General features: G+C 56.1%; 19 protein-coding genes. 11 read left to right on the top strand and 8 right to left on the bottom strand.

All coding sequences use genetic code 11. The features are described from left to right. Positions 1-275: 275 nt before the first annotated feature. Together HV744_RS20670 and HV744_RS20665 are read right to left on the bottom strand one after the other, a co-directional pair. On the bottom strand, positions 276-1,847 hold the full coding sequence (locus HV744_RS20670; protein ID WP_281363659.1) for a recombinase family protein: 1,572 nt from the start codon (positions 1,845-1,847) through the stop codon (positions 276-278). An 801-nt stretch (positions 1,848-2,648) separates the two neighbouring features. After that, complete coding sequence (locus tag HV744_RS20665; RefSeq protein WP_175151278.1) at positions 2,649-3,377, bottom strand: haloacid dehalogenase type II; 729 nt, start codon at positions 3,375-3,377, stop codon at positions 2,649-2,651. 214 nt (positions 3,378-3,591) lie between these two features. Here HV744_RS20665 and HV744_RS20660 point away from each other — a divergent pair, with 214 nt between their 5' ends. Further along, positions 3,592-4,188, top strand: a complete 597-nt coding sequence (locus HV744_RS20660) for a hypothetical protein (protein ID WP_175151277.1) — start codon at positions 3,592-3,594, stop codon at positions 4,186-4,188. Between the two features lie 434 nt (positions 4,189-4,622). Here the strand turns inward: HV744_RS20660 and HV744_RS20655 are convergent, their stop codons facing one another. From HV744_RS20655 to HV744_RS37445, 3 genes are all read right to left on the bottom strand, one after another. Then, positions 4,623-4,859, bottom strand: coding sequence for a hypothetical protein (locus tag HV744_RS20655; RefSeq protein WP_175151276.1), 237 nt, complete (start codon positions 4,857-4,859; stop codon positions 4,623-4,625). A 268-nt stretch (positions 4,860-5,127) separates the two neighbouring features. Further along, positions 5,128-5,952, bottom strand: coding sequence for an SIR2 family NAD-dependent protein deacylase (locus HV744_RS20650; RefSeq protein WP_246279130.1), 825 nt, complete (start codon positions 5,950-5,952; stop codon positions 5,128-5,130). Positions 5,953-6,013: 61 nt separating this feature from the next. After that, positions 6,014-6,430, bottom strand: a complete 417-nt coding sequence (locus HV744_RS37445) for a hypothetical protein (RefSeq protein WP_246279129.1) — start codon at positions 6,428-6,430, stop codon at positions 6,014-6,016. A gap of 163 nt (positions 6,431-6,593) precedes the next feature. On the opposite strand from HV744_RS37445, the gene HV744_RS20640 reads away from it, so the two are divergent. Next, the gene (locus HV744_RS20640; RefSeq protein ID WP_175151274.1) at positions 6,594-7,643 is read left to right on the top strand and encodes a helix-turn-helix transcriptional regulator; all 1,050 of its coding nucleotides are present in this window, start codon (positions 6,594-6,596) and stop codon (positions 7,641-7,643) included. Between the two features lie 58 nt (positions 7,644-7,701). Here the strand turns inward: HV744_RS20640 and imuA are convergent, their stop codons facing one another. Further along, on the bottom strand, positions 7,702-8,349 hold the full coding sequence (gene imuA / locus HV744_RS20635; RefSeq protein ID WP_175151273.1) for a translesion DNA synthesis-associated protein ImuA: 648 nt from the start codon (positions 8,347-8,349) through the stop codon (positions 7,702-7,704). An 88-nt stretch (positions 8,350-8,437) separates the two neighbouring features. On the opposite strand from imuA, the gene HV744_RS20630 reads away from it, so the two are divergent. From HV744_RS20630 to HV744_RS20590, 9 genes are all read left to right on the top strand, one after another. After that, positions 8,438-8,719 (top strand): hypothetical protein, encoded by a 282-nt coding sequence (locus HV744_RS20630; RefSeq protein ID WP_175151272.1) that lies wholly within the window; start codon positions 8,438-8,440, stop codon positions 8,717-8,719. 3 nt (positions 8,720-8,722) lie between these two features. Next, positions 8,723-9,682 carry an SOS response-associated peptidase family protein gene (locus HV744_RS20625; protein ID WP_175151271.1) on the top strand — a complete coding sequence of 320 codons (960 nt, stop codon included), beginning with the start codon at positions 8,723-8,725 and terminating at the stop codon, positions 9,680-9,682. Between the two features lie 486 nt (positions 9,683-10,168). After that, entirely contained in the window at positions 10,169-11,230 is a 1,062-nt protein-coding gene (locus HV744_RS20620) for an SAVED domain-containing protein (RefSeq protein ID WP_175151270.1), read from the top strand. 4 nt (positions 11,231-11,234) lie between these two features. Beyond that, a complete protein-coding gene (locus HV744_RS38515; protein ID WP_175151269.1) occupies positions 11,235-11,456 on the top strand; it encodes an SAVED domain-containing protein in 222 nt (73 codons plus the stop codon). Further along, positions 11,419-12,813: a nucleotidyltransferase gene (locus HV744_RS20610; protein ID WP_246279123.1), complete on the top strand. Its 1,395-nt coding sequence runs from the start codon at positions 11,419-11,421 to the stop codon at positions 12,811-12,813. Before HV744_RS38515 ends, HV744_RS20610 begins: the two co-directional genes overlap by 38 nt. A 10-nt stretch (positions 12,814-12,823) precedes the next feature. Next, positions 12,824-13,918 carry a DUF4238 domain-containing protein gene (locus HV744_RS20605; RefSeq protein WP_175151268.1) on the top strand — a complete coding sequence of 365 codons (1,095 nt, stop codon included), beginning with the start codon at positions 12,824-12,826 and terminating at the stop codon, positions 13,916-13,918. A gap of 147 nt (positions 13,919-14,065) precedes the next feature. Continuing rightward, positions 14,066-17,923, top strand: coding sequence for an NACHT domain-containing protein (locus HV744_RS20600; protein WP_175151267.1), 3,858 nt, complete (start codon positions 14,066-14,068; stop codon positions 17,921-17,923). Positions 17,924-18,058: 135 nt separating this feature from the next. Continuing rightward, positions 18,059-18,829: a hypothetical protein gene (locus HV744_RS20595; protein ID WP_175151266.1), complete on the top strand. Its 771-nt coding sequence runs from the start codon at positions 18,059-18,061 to the stop codon at positions 18,827-18,829. Positions 18,830-18,875: 46 nt separating this feature from the next. Beyond that, the gene (locus HV744_RS20590) at positions 18,876-19,646 is read left to right on the top strand and encodes an HNH endonuclease (RefSeq protein ID WP_175151265.1); all 771 of its coding nucleotides are present in this window, start codon (positions 18,876-18,878) and stop codon (positions 19,644-19,646) included. A gap of 13 nt (positions 19,647-19,659) precedes the next feature. Here HV744_RS20590 and HV744_RS20585 read toward each other — a convergent pair whose 3' ends face one another. Next, positions 19,660-20,028 (bottom strand): helix-turn-helix domain-containing protein, encoded by a 369-nt coding sequence (locus tag HV744_RS20585; RefSeq protein ID WP_175151264.1) that lies wholly within the window; start codon positions 20,026-20,028, stop codon positions 19,660-19,662. A gap of 137 nt (positions 20,029-20,165) precedes the next feature. Next, positions 20,166-21,014 carry a hypothetical protein gene (locus tag HV744_RS20580; RefSeq protein ID WP_175151263.1) on the bottom strand — a complete coding sequence of 283 codons (849 nt, stop codon included), beginning with the start codon at positions 21,012-21,014 and terminating at the stop codon, positions 20,166-20,168. Between the last annotated feature and the right edge of the window lie 236 nt (positions 21,015-21,250).

Raw genomic sequence — 21,250 nt, 5'->3', positions numbered from 1 at the left:
GCCACGAGCGCTGGGTCAAACATAAGGTCTCGAACGATATGCAACAGAGCCTCCCATTCCCTGTTCGTCTCTTCTGCCTTCCTGAGCGAGGCCCTGACTCGAATAAGCTCCAGCTTGAGAACCGATTGAGCCTTCCTCTCTGGCGCTGTACGGCTACCAGACCGATGAACTCGGTTCTCCCCTCCGCTCAAGGTCTGCCCAGCAGCGCTATCGCTGAGGGTTGGTCCGGCAGCATCTAGTTGGCCTGCGTTACCTCTGTGAGCCACGTTCGTCACCTACCGGGCCATTGCTAGCACCTTGAGTGGCACCGTCTCCGCAATCTCAAGCAGCGGCTTCAGGTCCGGGTGCTGATATTCCTTGAAATGAGCCTGCTTGTGGCGGCACACCACCGTGTGAGCGCCCGAAACAAGGCTTCCTCTCGGGAAGATATGGAAGTCGAGCAGTTCGGTGCTTCCACGCTCGATTCGGCCGTATATAAGAAAATCGATAGCGAAACAGTCGGGCCACCGCGCCACCCAGTACGGGATGTGACCGCCAATTAACCATGGGCTGCGAACAACAAGCTGAATCCTCAGCGATTTGTCGATACTCAAGGTATTTGTGTGTTTCTCGTACCGCACTCCGTGGCCGAGAGAGTTGAGTACTTCGCTGGTTATAGCTGCCATCTCTCTTTCCAGACGGCGTTCGATTGCCCGGTTTCTGGACCGCGCCGGGTCAAGATTCGGCACGTACCCTATTGCCTCGTAAGCGGCATACAGACTTCCGAACTCGTGCATCACGCGCTCGACGGATGGAGCACTGCCGTAACGCCTCAACGTTGCCTGGCTAAGCTTGCCAGCCTTCCTGATGACATTGCGAAGCTCGTCCGCAATTTCGTCCCTCGTGGGTCTGCGTCGGGACCGCTGCAGCTTCTGCTGGACGGCGGCGAAGATGCGTTTGTCGACGACCGCCTCGAAAGCGCCAGGAACACGAATCCAGTCCTGCTCTGGAACACTCCTCCACTGAGATGCCAGTTTTGATGAAGTGCGACTATAGACATTGGTGCCAATGTACGCTTCGTTGCGCAGAATATTCAGGATATTCTGACCTTGCCACGGTCGCGCGAAGCCATTGAAAATCCCGAAGTCGTTGAGGCGCCTCGCTATCGCTGTCCCGGTCAGCGGCTGCGTGGCATACCACTCATAGATTTTCCGAACCAGTGCAGGCTCGCCACCGAGTGCTGGCGCGATAGTCACCCGGTCAGTCTGAACGCTTTTGTACTCGTATCGGTTAAGTGTCCGCTGCTCCTGACTTTCTCCGTGGACGAGGACGCGACGCAAGCCGTATGCGGGCGGCCCAGCTGAATGGAAACCCCGCTGCACATTCAGACAATGCCCCAGAAATACCTTCCGGGACATCTCGCGGCTGAATTCGGCAGCCATTGCCCGTTTGAGCGCTTTCAGGACGGACGTCGCGGGGCTTGCGTCATTTTCAAAAGGCTCTGCCACGTAAATGACCTTAACCCCGGCGCGCCGGCATGCAAATTCGTAAAACGCCGCCTCATCAACATCCTGGAATCGCCCCCACCGGCTGACGTCGTAGACGAGCACAGCGGTGAATTTGCGCTGGGGACTATCAACATCGAGAAGCAGTTGTATGAGCGCGGGGCGTTCCCGAAGAGTCAAGCCGCTGATGCCAGCATCTTCGTAATCTCGCACGATGCGGATGCCGTGGGCGACCGCATATTCCGCGATGGCTTGTCGCTGGAAATACGGGGAGTATTCTTGATTGTCGGTGGACATGCGGATGTACTGGGCTGCGCGGAGGGGCACAGCGGGGCTTGCTCGACGAGTCCGCACAGATGGCATGTGACATGTCCAATGACAGCACAGGTCAGTAGTAGTATTTCTGCAGGGAAAGTCAAGGTGAGCCGAGCCAGGCTTGTGACAAGAACGCTTGAGTTGTTAGCGGGCGTCCAGCAGTAGATACTTTGCGGGCAACCCTAACGCGAATACTCTCTTGGCGTTGCGAGCGTACTCTTCGCAGCCTTGCGAATCACTTCGCACTTGCCATCAACTGGCATCTCGAGCCGCCGACGGCGTGGTTAAATTGCGCGACATCGCTACCCGCGCAGCCGCCGTTGTAGACATAACAGCTCGCAATTTTCGACAATCACGAATGGAACTATGGATTCAACCCTGTGCGCGGTGTGCCGACCTGTATGGCCAGTCGGCCAGTGAGCCTCCGCACCGAGACTTGACGCTTAACTTCGCCCGTGCGGTGAGAGACGTGCGAGTGGAGGAGCATTACACGTGCGTTCGGTGTGGCGGGGTTTTTGCCCGCATTCTCGCGGGCTCCTCGACGCGACAGGTTTGGATGCTACTTAACGCCGGCCAGCACTAAGGCAACCCCTGCTCAAACTCGACCGAGCGCGAGCGGCCTCACGCCAGGATTTCTCCAAATCGAAAGGACGCTGCGATGTGCAGTGTGAAGAAAATCGTGTGGCGGCGCCGATGCTGTTCAACGACGAAAACGCACCGGTCTATTTTGCGTTCCCCGAACGCTGGGACTTTTTTGAATGGACAATTCCACTGTGAGGTCGGAGCGAGCTGTAGCTGGAATCGACATTGGCGAGCGCCCGATTTGAGTCTCATTAGATGCCTGGTCAGTTATGTGGGACAACCGAGCTGGGTGGCCAGGTCGTTCAGGTCCGCTGCTGCAAAGTCCCAAGTCTGCTCGGCATGCAAATCGCTCTTCTGCGCCGGTCCGTGCTCGGTCGGCCTCACGACGAACGCTGTCTTGAGCCCGCACAGTCGTGCTGCCGCTAGGTCGCCATTGTGAGCGGCGACCATGCAGACCTCAGAAGGGGCCAGGCCAAGTATTTCGACCGTTTCGACGTAGACTTGCGGCGAAGGCTTGTAAGCTCGAACGACTTCCGCACCCAGAATCGCGTCCCACGGGAGCGCGGCGCGCTTCGCCATGTCGAGCATAAGACTGATGTTGCCATTTGATAGGGACGCAATCACGAAGCGACGCTTGAGTCGTAAGAGCCCCTCAACCGAATCAGGCCACGGGTCGAGATGATGCCAGGCTCGATTCAGCTCATCGAGTTCGTCCGCAGAAATCGAACTGACATTGACGCCGTAGTCGGTCAGTACCCTGAGCAGGTTTTCCCTATGCAACACATCAAGCCTGACAAACGGCCTTCGTCCACTACGTATCTCGTTCATTGCGGGCGCATATTGACGTCGCCACGCATCTGCGAACTCAAACGAGTCAACCCGTATCGCCTGACGGGTAAGGAACGGGCGCAAGTCTCGGGCGACCCCACTTCGCCAGTCGACCACTGTCCCGAACACATCAAACAGAAGTGCTTTGATTTCCGACCTGTTGGTCACCTTGCGGACCTCCTCGTAAGTGGAGTTACGGCTAGTCTAACCCGAGGCAGGCAGGTTTCGGATGAGCATTCCCACTGGGCGATGTGACAGTCGCTTCAACAATGTGCTGCAGATGCACTGTCCTTGCCAATGGCGAAAGCGTTGTCATGAACTTACGGGTTAAGAATGTTCACGACGATGCCGATATACAGTTCCGTCTACTCGGAAGGTCATCATGGTCAAGCGGTCAAAGGTCGGGCACCATCTTGCGGATGCATGGGAAAGCGTTATCCAGTCGGAATATTGCACCGGCCACATCAATTCTGAGCGCAGCCTGCAAGGCCATTTGTTCGCAGAATTGCTGCAACGCATGCGAAATGCCAATAAGCCCAGTCGACAAATCTTTATTGAACCCCGAATCGATTTGGGGGAAGAACGGCGCATTGTGCGTCCTGACATCGTTATCTGCAACGCGAACAGCGTCATCTGCGTGGTCGAGTTGAAGTACGCGCCGCGAGGCAAAGCGGAGACCGAAAAGGATATGCGAAGCATCGGTGCTATCGCTGCGGACCAGACTATCAAGATTTCGGTTGAGCGGTATCTCGGACCACATATCCCCTCGAAAGAATACTCAATATCGAGCACGACCTTGTTCGCATGGGCCGGCGTACACAAGGGTTCCGGCCAGCAATCGGAGGTCTGGACGGAGGACGACCGATTTGCGAACCACTACTTTCTCGAATTGCACGCGCTCACTAGAGCGGACGCTGAACCCAGGCTTGTATGCAACACTAACGCTTTCCGCCGTCCAACAGGATATGAGGCGCCGTGACAGCACGATAAGGTCACCAATTAGGACGACCCAGTCAATGCGTTGAACGAGGCTCATGACGAGTTTAGTGCCACAGCGCAGTGATGCAGCAACGCCGTGCCAGACTTGAGTCAGGCCCGGCGTTGGCTTTCTGATTCTGCCGGAACGGCTACCGGCGAGGCTTGAGGGAAATCCTTGAAATGCAAGCAGTCTCTTCAATGAGCATCGCATGGCAGCGAGAGAGCCGTCGCTTTGTTCCTCGCGATGGTGCCGCGGTTAAATCAGGCGGCATCACGCCGCGCATCACGGAAGTTGCCAGCTATGACTGTTCACGCCGACACAGTATCGACCCACATGCCCACGGCGGACTGACCACTGTCTCCAAGTAGAGAAACGTTTCAGCAGTACCGATTCGCGGCTTTCTCTGGCGGTTCAGCCGAATGTCGGCATCCGGGTCAAACGGGCATCGGCGGCAACAGCCTGAGGTACTGAAACCCTTCGCTCACGCGCTGCGCCAACTCGTCCAACCATTCGGCGAAGTCGTCGTAGCCCATTTGCTCACAAAACGCATCACTTGCGCTCTCGATGCACAAGTGCAACATGCGCAATCCATATGCAAAGTCGATGGCATAGGCGTCGTACTCATCCGACAACATCGCAAATTCTTCGGCCCGAAGGCAGTATTCGGTCATCTGGAAACTTACCTCTTAGAAACAGCTATCTGCGGTAGTGCCGCGTACCAGACCGACGCATGTTTGCACGACAACTGACGGACGCAGAGCGTGTCTTTTTCATTGCTGGATAGACATCTGGACAGCCATCTCCACCCAGCGAAGCAATACATGCGCTACGTTTTCTAGTATGTCTCCGTATTTACGGCAACAAGCTTGGAATCTTTAGCAAGGACCACCTTCAGGCCCGCAATCAGGACATCCCGGAAGCAACTCACCGATATTCTCGTTATGTCCGAAACAACGCCGTGTCGGTTTGCCTCAGCGTCTCAAGCGCTTCGCCCGCAATACCCAGCCCCAAATGTGGCGCAATGCGGTGTTCCCGTGGATTGATTCTGATAACATGGGGGCCATTTCGCTCGCTCATCAAGCGAACCGTCGGAATCGCTCGCCCCGCACCCAGCTCAATGACCACCGGCCGAAACACGCCTTGGAGCCATCGGTCCAACCGCGCTCTCTGTTGCTCCGCCCGGTCGTCTATCCAGTCCCCGTCCTCAAACATCAAAATGTTCGGCCGTGCTATCGCACCGCATCGCGGACACGTCGGCAGTTCGCTCACGAGGCGGCACGTCTTTTCGTCGACAACCGGACGCACTCCGTCAGCAGCCCATATGTCCCGGCTGCAGCATTCGGAGCATTGCAGGTGGTGAATCGAGCCGTGGCATTCGACAACGCGGTCCTCCGGGTAACCCGCTTTCTGGAACTGCCCGTCCACATTGCTCGTGAAGACAAACAGGCCATGCTCCATGTGCTCGGCCCAACGACGCAGGATTTCAAATCCGACGTGCGGCGTAGTCCGCCGGTAGAGTTCAAGTCGGTGGCCGTAGAATCCCCACCCGAGCGTGGGCATGCGACGTATTGCAGCCGGCGACGCAATATCCTCGAAGTTCATGTTCGACAGCTTGAGTGCAGGGTACGCCCGCCAGAAGCCTTCTCTACCCCGGAAGTCTGGAAGGCCAGAGTCGACGCCCATCCCCGCGCCAGCAGTGACGAGCAGGCCATCTGCCTCTCGCAACCAGGTCGCCACCTCGCTCAATTTTTTACTTTCTGACAACGCCACGTTGGTTCACTCCATCTTCATTTCGCTATGCTGCCTAACAGCTATGCGTAATTTTTCACCATGTTTTTGCGTGCTCGTCCCAGAACCCGGGGTGGTCGTGGTGTTTGTTCTTCATCGCCATCGCGAGTGGCACATACCAAAACTCTACACCTTCAATTTTTGCAGTTCCGTCCGGATTCTCAAGAAATTCCTGTACCTTTCGGTAGGTTTCGTCGTCCGGGTCGAACGGAACGTCAATATAGATTTGTCCAGCATAGGATTCCATGAGGTTCTCATTCGCAAAATTCGCACATGGAACCCAGCCGATACGATTCTTGTTAAGCCAACTGATGATGGCGTCTCTGGGTGCATAGTTATTCCAATCGACGTTTCTGACATCGATGTCGAACCAGTTCGCGCACGCAGGAAAAGTCACGTACACCACGTCGCGGCCCTTCAAACGAGCGATGGCATCAATGTGGTCAATAAGCATCGGCACTGTTCTCTCCATTGGCTACCAAGCCGAATCTCCCAATTCCCGCAGTAATCATCTGCATCCCGTGTCTTTCCGGCCGGAAGTTTCAAGATTCTTGTTGTTGTGAGAATATCTTCGCTATGGGACATTTCATGTCCTGAGCTGATTATCGGACACGTCAATGGCCAAACTTGATTCGGAAATTCTCGCGGTACTGCCAACCCCACGCTCTCAGCAGAAGTGGATGACCACCCCCGGCATTGCTGAAGCGCTCCGACGTCTCGGAATCGAGATTACTTATATCAAAACGGTTCAACGCAGACTTGAAGTACTGCTAGAACAGGGGGTCGTGGAAAGCCGGCGAGCAGGAAACGCCCTCGAATGGCAACGAAAGGAAGGAGCGAGCGGTATCGCAGCCAAGGCTGGTGCGATGATGACGTTCGACGAGGCACTTGCACTGCAGTTGTTAAGGCAATTTGCTGCACGCCAGATTCCCACCTTGGTCAGTTCAGCTTTAGAAGGTCTATTCGACGTTGCACGTGAACGCCTCGCACGTGGCGCCATACCCGAGGGACGTCGACACGCCAACTGGCAGCGTAAAGTGGCAGTCATCGACGGTGGGTTTTCCGTCGTCCCTCCCGCCATCAAGGACAGCGTATTCCAGGCTGTATCGCAAGCACTGTTTGCCGAACAGTTGCTGGAAGTAGCCTATCGTCCGAGAAGCAATCCTGAAAAAAAGTCGGCTCCCCACGTTGTCATGCCGCTCGGCCTCGTCGAAGCAGCAGAATTGGTCTATCTCGTCGCCAAGCCGCCCGGGAAACCCGTTCCTGCCATGTATCGACTCGACCGGATGGAAAGCGCAAAAATCTGCGTTGAGTCCTTCACCTACCCACGAGATTTCTCTCTTTCAACGTATGTCGAGAAGGAGCGGCAATTTGACTTCTTTCCCCAAGGCGAAATTCTGGTCGCCCTCCGTTTTGCCGAGGCAGCCGTTCACGCTGTCGTCGAGACACCTATGTCGGCAGACCAAACGGTAGAAAAACGCGAGGATGGTTCAGTCACGGTACGAGCCACAGTCATGCTGAGTGACCGCTTCCATTGGTGGATTCGCTCTTTCGGACCACACGTCGAAGTGCTCGAGCCTGCGAAGTTACGGCAGAAATTCGCGGAAGAAACTAAGCGCGCATACGAACTCTATTCGGACACCGTGCAGACAAACCTCGGTTTATGACGGGTGAAATCGGCAACCGCGAGTCCCCCGCGTCGGACACATGCACGCAATTGCTTAGTCAGCCCATGATTGATGTTGGGCTAATCGGTGAGGGTTGCAGGGTGATGGGCAGTGTTTCCATTCGCGTTGGGCCTCGTCGCTTGATGACATCGACGACGAGGCCGTCGTTAGCCGGTCGAACGGCCAGCCGCAGCGTGGCGGGCGAGGCATCCTGCGCGCTGGCCAGCGGCCGCATGAGCACAAGGAGCGTTTCGGATGCCTGCGCCGCGAGGTGTAATCGCCGCAGCGCCTCGGTCCGGATGTGCTGCTGCCACAGGATGAGCGCGCCGCAGCTCTTCGCCTGAAGCACGCGCTCCGCGCACCAGAGCGCGTCCGCCGTCTTCGGTGCCCGCAATCTTATGAGCCGGTCCACTGGCAAGCCGAGATACGAGAACGCCAGCGAATTAGGGATATGTGGCGGCTGGAGCAGCACGACGGGTAGCGCACTCAATTCCGCGAGCGCGGGCTTCAGAAGCCGCATCTCGCCAATCCCTGGCTGCTGGACCAGCAGTTCCACCAGTGCGCCCAACGGCCAGCCACCGCCGGGCAGTTCGGCCGACAGGGCTGCGTAGCCCGTATCGACCGTCCTGCCATGGGCGCGCGCGAGTTGCGCCCCGCGCCACAGCGCTGGGTGAATCGACTCGACGTGTGGAGGCAGCGCGGACATGGCAAGAAATACTGTATGGATGTACAGTATCGTATCTTAAAAATTCAGTTTGCGAAGTGCCCCTTTTTGGTCACTACGGGAGACGTCGATGGACATGCCTGTGCGCAAGCACCCGATGCCGGAGATTGCGGCGTTCGTGGCCGAATTGCGCGATGCGTTCGGGGATGCGACCATTGACGAGGCAGTCGCGCGCGGCAGAGCGGGTGGGCCGACGTTCTTCGCGAGCGAGAATGGCCGGACGGTGGGCACGAAGGCTGCCGACGCAGTGAACAGCTGGCGAGTCGACGACAGCGTGCGGGACCGGCACTTCTGTCGCGGATGTAACGGGTCATGCATCGGGACCGAAATTCGGTGCAGTCAAAGGAGATGACGCATGTGCTACTCGGCTCAAATCCAGGCGGACTACCGTCGTTATGTACGGATGTTCGGCGCGCACATGGACATCGCCGAGTTTGCGCGTCTTTACTTCCTTCAGGCCGAAGGGAGCAGCGCGAAGACCCCAAAGGCGCTCGACGATGCGTTCCGCGACCCGCAGAACGATGATGAGCGTGAGATTTGGCAGTTCATCGACAAGACACGCGCTCGGCAGAAGACGAAACTCGAGCAGGAGCTTTTCAAGCAGCGAACCCGCCTGACGGATGCTGAGCGCAAGCTGGAATCGAAGGTAACGAAGGCTGCGACCGAAAGCCGGCGCATCGCCACCGACAAAATCGGCGCGGCACTAGGTCGCATCGAAGACATCAACCGGACCGCACCGGAGCCGCGCGACTCACGCATCTTCCCTGAATGGTACGCGCCGGTGCTCGTGATGGAAAACGGCGAGTACGTGGTTAAGCCGATGCGATACCAGTGTCGGGTTGCGGGGACGCCAGCCAGTTTCGATGTGAAATATCCGGGCACATACAATGCCCGCAAAAATTCACTGGAGGGCTTCTGGAAGTCGTGCTTCGGCTACACGCACGGCGTGATGCTCGTCGAGGTCTTCTACGAGAATGTGAAGAAGGCGAAGATGGAGGGCACGTTGCTGGAGACGCACAATAAGGATGAGAACGTCGTCCTCGAGTTTCACCCGAGCAACGGGCAACTGATGCACGTGGCCTGCCTGTGGTCGCGATGGACGAAACCTGGCGAGCCGGACCTCTTGTCGTTCGCGGCCATCACGGATGAGCCGCCGCCAGAGATTGAAGCGGCCGGCCATGACCGATGCATCATTCCCATTAAGCCCGAGAACATCGAAGCGTGGCTCAATCCGAGCGCATCGAGCCTGGAAGCGATGTATGCCATCCTCGATGACAAGGACCGGCCCTACTACGAGCACAAGCTCGCGGCGTGAGACAAGGTCTATCCGCTTCGTGTCGCGCGCGAGCAATCTCTCGCAAGACTAGGCTTTCCGACGCTGCACGTCCGAGTAACATCCCGCTCCTCAAGCTCCACACCACGAAATTAGTGAGGTGCTGGCTGCCGATTTGTTCGGTAAATCTGCAAACCTCGTTCTGTCGGGCATCGAGAATAAATTCTGCGCGATTCAGAGGCGAACTGCAACTTGGCCGTTGCTGATTCCGAGCGTCGGCTCCTTTCGTTAAATAGCGCAGCAAATGACATTAAGGGACGAAAACGTTTGCGCGTGCGGGCAGCTGTGGACTGTCGACCTTTCCTTGTCAGCTCGAATGGGCAGATATTGCACTGCAATCAACCACTACAAAATGTGGTGGTTGTCTTTGGCCATTCTCGTATATATTGTGTTCCATTAGTGTGAGCAATTAAGATACCTGAGCAAGGCTGACTCGGGAATCGAATCAAGAACCTGAGAGAATTCGTTGTGACTTTTGGCGCATATCAATTACCACCGCCGAGTGACTGGCAGGCGTTTGAACGCTTCACGCGCGACCTCTATGCCGCGCATTGGAAAGACCCGATGGCATCGATGCATGGTCGCACCGGACAAGCGCAAGCTGGTGTTGACGTCTACGGAACGAACGCAGAAACCGGCATGCTTGAGGGAGTTCAGTGCAAAGGCAAGGATGGGCGATATAAACATTCTGTGTCGACGGACGAGTTGCGCGCGGAAGTCAAGAAAGCTTTGACCTTCGAGCCAGCGCTCAGCCGGTACTACCTTGTCACGAGCGGAGCCGCGGATGTAGCTGTGCAGAAAGAGGCGCGCCTCATTACGGAGCAACACGCGCTGCAAGGAAAGTTTCCCGTGCACGTATTGAGCTGGGACCAGATGCTCAACATGCTCAAAGACCATCGAAAGGTAGCTCGTGAGCATTTCCGCTCATTGCTGGTCGCGCTGTCCGAAATTGATGCGCCGGCCGAACTCATCGCTATTTGCCACCAGTCCTTTCAAAATGCCGGACTCTTCGGCAACGTAGACCCTGTCGCGGCAGCCGATGGGTTCCACCAAGTGCTCATGGATGCATCGCCCTTTTACGAAAGCGGGGTCCTTGATGCACGGGGCGCGCTCGCGCTTCAACGCAATCTGCACCGGGATGTCATCGCGCAGTTGCGAGCAAATCCCAAAGCCACTGTCGCCTACTTCGGAATAGCGCACATTCCCTTGGCAATGCATGCAGGCACCGCGGTCTCCAGTAGGCAGCATGTGCGGCTTTACGAACTGGACGGCGCATCGGCTAGCGGCGAATGGAATCCCCTGCAAGATGACGAAGGGCCAGACTTGGGTGTCGAACTGATTGATTTGGGAGGGCCCATCGGTGGTCCGGATGCTGTTATTCAAGTTGATGTCAGCGCCCAAGTCGCAAAATCGGATATTGACCAGACCATCGACCGGCCTTATCGACACCTTGTTGTTCGCATCGCGGAGCCCAAGCGCGGTGTGATTACTCATCACGAACAGACGCGCTATCGCAAATACGTTTCGTAGGGCCTTGGACAAGATTCATAACGAGAACCCCGCGACCACTCAGCATATTTTTGCCGCTACCCCGATGTCGGTCTCGTTCCGACTGGGCCAGATGGTAAGCCAAACCATGCATCGTTCGGTTCGCGCATACAACTACTCCCAGCGGAGCAGACCACCGTACTTTTGGGCGGTCGACCTCGTGGCCGCAGATGGGCAGCCTGAGCAACTCTGGATTTGGGAGAAGTAAAGCCATGTATGACGCGTCGAAAGAACTCGCTGTTTTTTACGAGAATCACGTTCGCCTCGGCACCCAGCTGCGGAACGACCTTGGCTCCTATAGGGACATAAATCTGCAACGACTGACCTCCGGGTTGACGTCGCTTGGCGATAAGAACGGAGTTGTATACAAGACATTCGTGGATAGCAGGAATCAGGGTAGCTACGCGATGCATACTCTGAACCAAAGCGAGCACATTGATTACGACATCGATGTTGCGGTCATTTTCGAAGCGGATGACCTTCCCGAGAGGCCAGGTGATGCGCGCGCAAGAGTTTGCGAAGCGCTTCTCGAGAAATGCAGCAATTTCACGAAAGAGCCTGAGGCTCGAAAGAATGCCGTCACGGTCTGGTACGCAGAGGGTTACCACATTGATTTCGCGGTCTACCGCCGCCGAACTAGTTGGCTTGGCAGCCCCATAATCGAGCATGCTGGTGGTGATGAATGGACAGAGCGGGACCCGATGGCGTACACGAACTGGTTCACCAACCAAGTAGACAGCAAAAGTCCGCCGACGTTACTGGAGACGTTTTTAGGCACGCAGGTCTCGGTCGCGAGAGGCCAACTGCGGCGGATTGTGCGATTCGTAAAGGCGTTTGCTCGGTCACGGTCTGGATGGGCGCTTCCAGGCGGCATCATCATCACGAGTCTCGTATGCGAAGTCTATAAGCCGAACGCGACGCGGGATGACGTAGCCCTCTTTGACACGCTGAAAGCGCTGTACGCAAGACTCTGTTTGAGCGCCGAAGTGCAGAATCCCATTTCTCCCGGCTCCACGTTCACTTCATCTGACCGACGAAGACGCGAAGTAGAGCGTCTGCGGGACGTGCTTGCTGAGAGGCTTCCAAGGCTCGATGTCCTGCATCAATGGACCTGTACGCCCGCGCAGGCGTATGCCGCATGGGACGCAATTTTTTTGCACAGCTTTTGGTCCGGTGCCAGAAAGGCAATCGCCCAGACAGCCGCTGCGACGGGCTTGACCATCGAGTGCATGCTCGCCCGCAAGAAGGAGGGTAAGACGTATAAGCAGCACCTCAGCGGGTCGGCGGCTTTGCCGAAAGGCGTCCACTTGCGCTTCACGGCGAATACACTCGGGGTCGCACTTCCATATAGTGTGCGCTGGAGCGTTCGAAACGAAGGCGACGAAGCGAAGGAAGAAAATCAACTCACCCACGACAAGCTACTGACGTCCGGAGAGGCGTATTGGACCTACACCGCCTTTAAGGGTGAACACAAAATGATTTGTGAAATCGTTAAGAATGGCGAGACGGTGCGCCGCGCAGAGCACATCGTCCGTATTGCCCCAGGACGGCGTTACTGGTTGTAGACCTCAACGTATGGCCACAAATAAAAATCAGCATTTTGTTCCGCGTTGTTATCTCAAGGCCTTCACAAAGGACGAAGGGAATGCAACCATAAAAATTTTCAACCTTGACCGGCAGAGATTCATTCCTACTGCGCCGGTTAAGAATCAATGTTCCGGGTCGTATTTTTACGGTGAAGACCCAAAGCTGGAAGAAATTATTCAAACGTGCGAAGGCCAGTACGCGAACCTGCTGAGAAAAATTCGTAAGCCTGGATATTTTCTCGAAGACGAAGACAAATCGTTTCTTCGGTTCTTTTGGCTATTTCAGCACTTACGCACGGAAGCAGCTTCGAGGCGTGCCGTTGAGATGGCAGCGGAGGCAGAGGTTGTTGTGGGCAGTAAATTGTCGCCGGTGGGGTACGGCATTAAAGAGGCAGTTCAAATGGCGATGGGGATGGTGTCGGAGGTGGCTTCAGTCATTGACGACCTTAAGTTATGTTTGGTCCGAAATCGAACTGATGTTCCGTTCGTTACTTCGGATGACCCGGCCGTTGCTTCGAACCGCTGGTATCTCGAGGACCGCCGTGCGCGCGGATGTTCGTTTGGACTCAGTGCAGCCGGCCTAATCACGTTGCTGCCGCTGACTCCGGACATTCTTTGTCTCGCTTATGATGGCGACGTCTACAGCGTTCAGCACGACCGCGGCTGGGTTGAGGTGCGCAATGTCGGAGACGTGAAGGCACTGAATCAGCACCAAATGCTCAGTTGCTTCGCCAACCTTTACGTGCCTGAAACAGCTGTGGAAGAAGGCCTGATGGCGCAGTATGCAGATTGCGCAACATATCGACTTGCCATTCGACATAAGGTCAACTACGCGGTCCTTGATTCGTCGGAAAATGGGTACGACCGATTTGTCGTCACTGAGCCGAATGACTCTACACGTGACAGCGACGCGTTACTGCATACTCAGGCGTTACATCCGAAGCCTACGAGATGGCCGGCGCTGCTTCGCTGGCGCGTTCCGGGCGCGGTTTACGAAAACGGCACGGGCGTGAATTACGTTCGGAATGCAGGAGCTGTGTCCTCTGACAGCATGAACCCGTTTCGTAAATTACGGGCGAGATAGGTGAAGCTGTTCGATGTCGCTGGCGGTCAGATTTGTTCCAGCCACCCGTCAGCAACAGTTTGACTTTGCATCGACTGCGCATCGCAGTCGTCCGCAAAGTGGTGAAATTCAGAACATGCTCAATCAAAGCTTGCGGGCGTAGGTGAAATGGCCAATCACACGATTTCTTCATTTGGTCCGGGACCGAATCCGTGGACGATAGACGAAGATGAAGCGGCGAGGCAGGCGATTGCTTCGTTGCGAGGATATGCGTATCAGCTACACGTCTCGCTGGCTGCATGGATGCGTCTGCCCGCGGACGGCGAATTACACCTTGAAGTCGCCGAAGACTATGCTGAGATATTGAATTCAGCCAATCAGAACGGACAGATTTTGCGTGCCGTACAGGTCAAAGACACGAAGGATTCAGGTGCTATCACGCTTAATTCGCCGGATGTTCTGAAAGCCATTAACACGCTCTTTTCGTTACAAGAAAGCAATCCCAGACGAGAGTTATTTCTCACTTATCTGACAACATCAACCATTGGCAAGGAACGCGACAACCCCCTCTCTAGTAACGTGTCGGCGCTCGAGGTTTGGTCTGCGTCGGCAAAAGGAGGAGACGCGACGGAACTACTCGAGGCACTTCGCACGCGATTTACTGATGGGGAGCTCTCGACTTTTCTTAAAAGCTGCACGCTGGAGGAGCTTCGTAGTCGGTTGTTGACGCGCTTAACCTTTGCATGCGGTCAGCCGTCGTGGGAGAAAATCGAAGCGGACGGACGAGACTATCTGGCCGACGTCCGGAATATGGTTCGTGCGGAAATAACTGCGGCTCGCAGAGCATACGACGTTCTTCTAAGCGTCCTGCTTCGAAAAACCCTTCAACTAAAGTCTCGTAAGTTGGACCATCAGGCGTTCGTAGATGCTTTTCGCGAGGCAACTGCAATCGCGGTTCCATCTCAACAGTTCATAGACATGGCAGACGCTTTATTGCGCTTGACGGACAGAACAGCCCAACTTTCATCGTCCACGGCGTCTCCCGTCTTAGATTTTGCGGCAATAGTAGCCGCCGCAAGAACGTTAAGCGACAACGGCCGACCGCCGACGCTGTTGGCTCTCTTTCCTCACGTATCTTCTCGCGTGCGCGGAGCATTGGACAGACTTTCGGAAGTCGACCGATGGGTAGTCAGTGATGACGCTCAAAACTTACAGCAGTCACCGCGACTCCGGCTTTCAGACCTTCTTCGGCATCAAGAATTGCATCATCTTGTATACGCTGAGCCGGGAGCGGGGAAAAGCCACGCCTTATTTCGGATAACGGCGAGCCTGCTCGCAAAAGGCAATAGAGAAGCGTCGGAGTTTGCTTCCGGCCTTGAATCCGACGAGAGTGTGCCATTTTTGCTTCATATCGCAGGTCTCAAGACCGCCGACGAGGTTCTTCAGCAGATTACGGCGCTTTTGCCTGATACCAGTCTTGAGGATATGCTAGCTAGTCCTCGCATTTGTATCTTACTAGATGGCTGGTCTGAGTTTGCGGCCGGAGAGCATCTTTCGCAGCGTACGAAGCTTCTCCGTGTGTTAGCGGGGACTCGGGTAATCGTGTGTGCTCGGCATCGAGACCCAAACGATACGCCGTTCAGGTGCTGGACTCTCGAGCGCCTCGACCCGATGCGGATTCGCAAAACCGTTGAACAGTCTTTCGACCGCTCGTCGATGATTAGTGATGAGATGGTGGACTTGCTCAGGATACCCTTGGTGCTGTCGCTCTACTTGCTCTTGGGCGGCTCAATGGCAACAACGGGCGACTTAATGGCCCATTTTCACAGGCACCTTTCGAAGGGCGCGCCTGAGCAGTTCGAATCTGTGCTTTCCGAAGCGGTTGCGATACTCTCGCTTTCAGGAGACCGCTCGTACAACAAGTTCATTTCGGCGCTCCGGAAAGCTGCTGAAACACGTGGAGTAGTCGAACCCACGTTGGTCTTACGACAGCTAGGCACAATCATCCAGCGTGGAAGCGTCGCTATCGCTGTGCATGACCTCTACTGGAGCTGGCTTGCGGGTGTTGGCTATCTACGTCAATCGCGAATCGACCAAGCAGCTCTTCAACTCGCGACACGTGAGAGCCTGACCTTAGCGCTCCAGTCTGGGGAATTTGTTGACCCTGCCGTCGTAACGTCCACCGCCACTACTGATGCATCACTGGCGGCGACAGTCGATTCGTTTCGTGGAAGCGCGTCTATGGAGCCCACGCTTTCCGCGAAGCTACAGTCTATGTTTGAGAGCTCAAATCTCTCGGTTCGATACCGCGCTGCACTCGCAAGCATGCATTCCGCCAGGGCGACTCATGTTGGGAAAGCGCTCAACGTAGTCAATCAGTTGGCGAGCGAAAAACTGTACGTCCGCGATATTGTTGACGTTCTGAAGTCTGACAACATCTTCGCAAATAAGGCGGCCCTCGCGTTGTGGCTGGGCGGTCCAGGAACCCCGACATTCATTGAAGCTATTTCGACTGTTGGGGATGAGCGATGGTTACCTTGGTTGGAGCAGATGTTCCATCGAGGCCTCCTCGAGCCAAATTTGGCGCTGGCCGCGGCGTTAGCTTGCGGGTATGAGATACCAAAGTGGGGAATCGAGCACCTGCCAAACCTCCTTTTATCGGAACCATGGCAGTTAAGATTTGCCTCTGAAAAAGGAATCAACCGCGAGCTCGCGCTCTGGCTGGCGAGGAACTATCCGCAAGCGCAAGGCACCATGTTCGCAGCTTGGTTTCAAGCGAATCGTATCCTTGTTACATGTGGCGATGATGCGGTGTATGAGGAATTGCTTCAGCAATTTTCATCCATGACGAAGCGCGCTCAAGAAGTCCTGGGGATGGCTGTACCGGAACTTGGAGACGCTTGGGTCGCCCGCTTCCAAAGGCTCGCATTTGCAGAACCTGGCGCAAAACATCACCATCGCTTAGCCGAAACTGTCAGTCTTGAGATAGATGATGAAACCGCCCGAGAATGGATAGAACGCGGCTATTACCATACGGGGTGGAAGGTGTTGATAGCGCGCCATGGACAGAAGTTACTACCTGAATTAACCGCAGAACTGCCTGTTTCATTCGGTGGGCAACCATATGTCGCCGCTCTTCAGGCAATTGCGCTACTCGACGAAGTGCCTGAATCGTTCCTTATGGAGTTAAATTCAAGGCTATTCAATGAGACGAGCCAACGGCTTGGAATTGCACCCAGCGTTGGAGAGTCTCTTATCTTTGTAGCCGGGAAGGTCGAGCGGCTTGGGATGGCATGGCTCATCGGCCAAATCTTGCGCAACCCAAACGTATTTGGAGGCTACCATGCCAAGCTGGTGCTGAAGGAGTACATGTCCTGGAAGAGGAAGACCGGGCTGTCCCTGCAGCTGGACCCAACAATGGGACAGCTTTCGTTCGAACGTTGGTACGCGCATATCCGATTCGTGACTGCCTGGGATGAGCACGATTCGCCTGAAGCACTTCGATTTGTCCCGGATGTTGCAGTCGAGGCCGTTCTCGGACCGTTCACCAATGACGATGACAAGGCTGAGAAGATTCTCTCTCGGCTTGATAAGTTGGCAACATATAACAACGCGCTCTTTGAACGAATGATGGCGTGCGAACGTTTGATTCCGTTGATTCCACAGATTTTTGCTGATGTGGTGAGTTTTTTTCCACCGACTCAGATGTTGCGGCTTGCTCAGTCAGGCCATTTAAAATCTGATGTCTTATGTCACTTCCTGAGGACTGCGGATGACATGTCGTTCGAATGGACACATTCATTCATGGTGAATCGAGTTGTCGGAGACCCACGGAACCTAAATAATATTCAGGCCGTGGCCAACATGTTGCGAAGTTACCCGCGAGAGACTCTATACCACTTGCTACGACAGCAACTCTCTTCGGATGATGTGGCGGAAAGCGATAACCTACACTGGCTACTGCGCGAGACAGGTAGCGCGCGGCGTGAGTTACTCATCGACGAGCATGGACGATGGCTGCACTAGACTCCGCCGACGGCTCGTAGCCACAGCGCTGCTCGTAGACGTTCGGAAACGTACAGCGGCGGCAGCTCGCCTACGAAAGCTAATGCAAAGCGTATCGCCGCACTACGCAAAACGACATATACGGACCAAAACGAAGTGAATTTCGAGCTTTTCGAGAAGTATGAATCTGCAATCCGGGACTACCGAGGCCCGCAAGGCGACCCGCAATCTCCGTCTCTCCGCATGCACCGCAACGGCGACCTAGTGGTGTATTACGCGCCGTTCGGGTGGGTGAATCCCACGACGAAGCTCGTTCTCGTGGACGCCACGCCTTGGAAGGCGCAGGCCGACATTGCATTGACCGAGGCGAACCGTGCACTGTTTGAGGGTGCTCCCGTGGGCGAGGTGCTACGTCGCGCCAGTCTCGCGGCCGCCTTTGCCGGGGTGACGCGCCAACGCGTCGTTGCTCTCCTCGAGCATATTGGCGTGCATCGGTGGTTGGGTCTGAGCTCAAGTGCAGACCTGTTCGGCGACGCGGGCGACTTGTTGCAGGTGTCGTCCGTGCTTCAGTTTCCCGTGTTCAAAAACGGCGAGAACTTCAGGGCCGGGTGGCATCCCGAAAGAGACCCGATGCTGCGCCTGCAAATGCGAAGCCACTTCGGCAAGATGGCCAAAGCCATGCCAGACGCGGTCTTCATCCGGGTGGGAGCGGCCGCATCGAGAGGCGTCGAGTGGCTGACCAAGGAAGGATTCTTGAACAAGGAACGCGTGCTTCATGGTCTCCCGCATCCACGCAAAGAGGAACCGGACCGCACGGCGTATTTCCTGGGCGAGAAGGACCGTGCCCACCTAAGCGAGAAAACACACCCGGACAAGATTGACGCGGCCCGTGACTACCTGCGGAGCGCAACGGCGGCGCTAAAATGAGTGCGCGCCGCGGCCCCGTGGCATCTGAGGCGGCGGGAGCGCTGGAATGACTCCTTTCGAGAATCCGGACATGCCTCGATACCTTGTTCCATCTTCTGCATTTCAGTCTGCGCTCGAATTGGCGCGGGCGGTTGTCGCTGGCAGTCTGCAACTACCGCAGGCCGAACGAGCATTGCGCAATACCTATCCTGAAATATCGCCTCGTGCTGCGAAGGGCTACATCGGTAGTTACGTCGCAATGCGCCGCGGCGCGAAAAGCTTCGCGACCACTATCGCGGCTAACGCCTGGAAGCTTTACCTCGGGGATATTGCGCAAGACGGCGCTGGCCCGCTATCCGTCGCGTTGGACACGTTCTTGTCCCATATCGTCTATCTCCAGAGCAAAACGAAGGGGCCGGAATCTGCACTGCACCAGGTGCATGATGAGTTCGTCGAGTTACTGAAGGGGATGGCCGTCCACGAGACGGTCGCTGAGAATCTGGACGCCGCCGTCCTCAACGCACTGAAGTCTTCTGCGGATGAGAGAAGAGAGCGTCTCGCCAGTGCAAACAGGCAACCCGAGCAAATCGTCGTACTGACCCGCGCATTCAGGCGGAATCCAGACGTCATCGCGGAAGTCCTGCTGAGGGCTGATGGGACATGCGAAGGATGTGGGCAGTCTGCACCGTTTAAGCGCTCAGACGCGAGACCGTACCTCGAGGTGCATCATCGCCAACGATTAGCGGACGGCGGCGACGACAGCGTTGAGAATGCGATGGCCTTGTGTCCGAACTGCCATCGCGAGCGGCACTACGGTATCAACTACACAACCAGCTGATGCCTCAAGCACATCAGTGCCAGAGAGCAAGCACCAACTGGGAGCTGCCCGACTCGCGCATAGGCTTCGTTTTCGCGCCCATGCCGATGTCGGTCGCATTGGCGGCAAGCGTGTACAGCCCGACATTGTGGAGGCGGCCGCACTCTGACGGCTGGCATACCCAAGAGGTGATGATGCGATAACCCTCTTTGCGTAGCTCAACCACTCGCGCCCGAGGGTCAATGACGTCGAGGTACCGCGTGGCCTCCAGTGTCGTAATCCCCGCGCATAGCCTCATCGCCTGGAGCAGGCGCGCCCGTTGATGTTCGGCGGTGTTGTCTGGCCAGTTGGCAATGATGCTGTCGAAGGACTGGAAGTTCTGCGGTTTGGTGTGTTTTTGCATTCGATGCAGTGCGAGTTATGACAGGACGTATTGTTCGCCTGTCGGCCCGAAACACTGCTACCGATATACCAAGCCAATTCGGCCGTAAAAAATCCGGAGTAAATAGGCCGGAAAACAGGCCGAATTTCCGCGGTTTTTTATTCATCCGCCGAATTCGGCTCTATCCCAAGTTCGGCGGCTGCGGTGCTCAGCGCGTCGTGAAGCACGATAGCCGCGGTCTCATCGGCGAACCCGCTCACAATTTCGAGAGCCTGAGTCAGCCGCTGGGCGTCGGTTCGGGTATCGGGCACCGGCGAAGTACGGTTTCGCGGAACGCTCGCCCGGCTTATCGCCAAATGTGCTGTGTTCTCGCTGTCGGCTTGATTCCTGCGCTTGGATTCGACGAGCGCTCGGATACTGTCGCGTTCGGCGGCAGTCAGCACCTCGTATACCTGACGTTCTAAGGTCTCTTCCCACGCGCGCGCGACGACCGCCGTGATGAGTCGAATAGGAATTTCGTCGCAAACCTCGCAGATGGCGTGGGCGAGCCGAAGAATCAGCGTTCGACGCTGTGTCATCGGCAAGCGGCCTGCGGTCCTAGCCGGCACAATCGACGGCATGGTCTGGAGCGTCCGCAGCGGCTCTTGGAAGCCGCGTGTTCGGGCACCCGGAGTAAGCCAGGAAGAGGGCGCCGCAGTCAGCTTGGTCGCCAGGTCTGTAGCGCTCTTCATGATGTCCCGCACTTCAGACCCGGTCGGTGCCAAGTCAGGCTCGCCTTCCTCGATACAGTCGACAACTGCGCGCGCAATCTGTGAAATAACCGTGACCTGCAAGCTGGTGCCTTTCGCGAGCACCTTCTTCTTCTTGAAGAAGCTGCGGACATCTTTGTCGTCACGAAAGCTTCTGAACCAGTCCGACTGCGCGCGAGCTGCCTGGTCAAGGTTCAGGAAAGCGCTTGCCTGTTCATACATCAAGGCGAGATGCGAATTCGTGGTCAGAGCGGTCATGGGCAATAACAAGGGCGATTCACGCAAGTTGTGGGCATATTGTAGCTGCGCGCCATACGCCGACCGAGCGCGTAAAGGGATAATCTCGGGTGTGCAGGAGCGTTTTTTGTTATCACGCTCGCGGCACGTCGTCCGGCGCGCGATTGTCGTGTATTGACTTGGTAAGCATCGACCACAGACGTTTAGCCCCCAGTGTCATGGCCCGAATGTGCTAAGGAAAGTCTTTCTAGCGGCCT

Origin of the sequence: Paraburkholderia ultramafica (assembly GCF_902859915.1) — a bacterium.
GTDB classification, from domain to species: Bacteria; Pseudomonadota; Gammaproteobacteria; order Burkholderiales; family Burkholderiaceae; genus Paraburkholderia; species Paraburkholderia ultramafica.
Note: the sequence above shows the minus strand (reverse complement) of the source record. Positions and strands in the feature narration are given on the sequence as shown.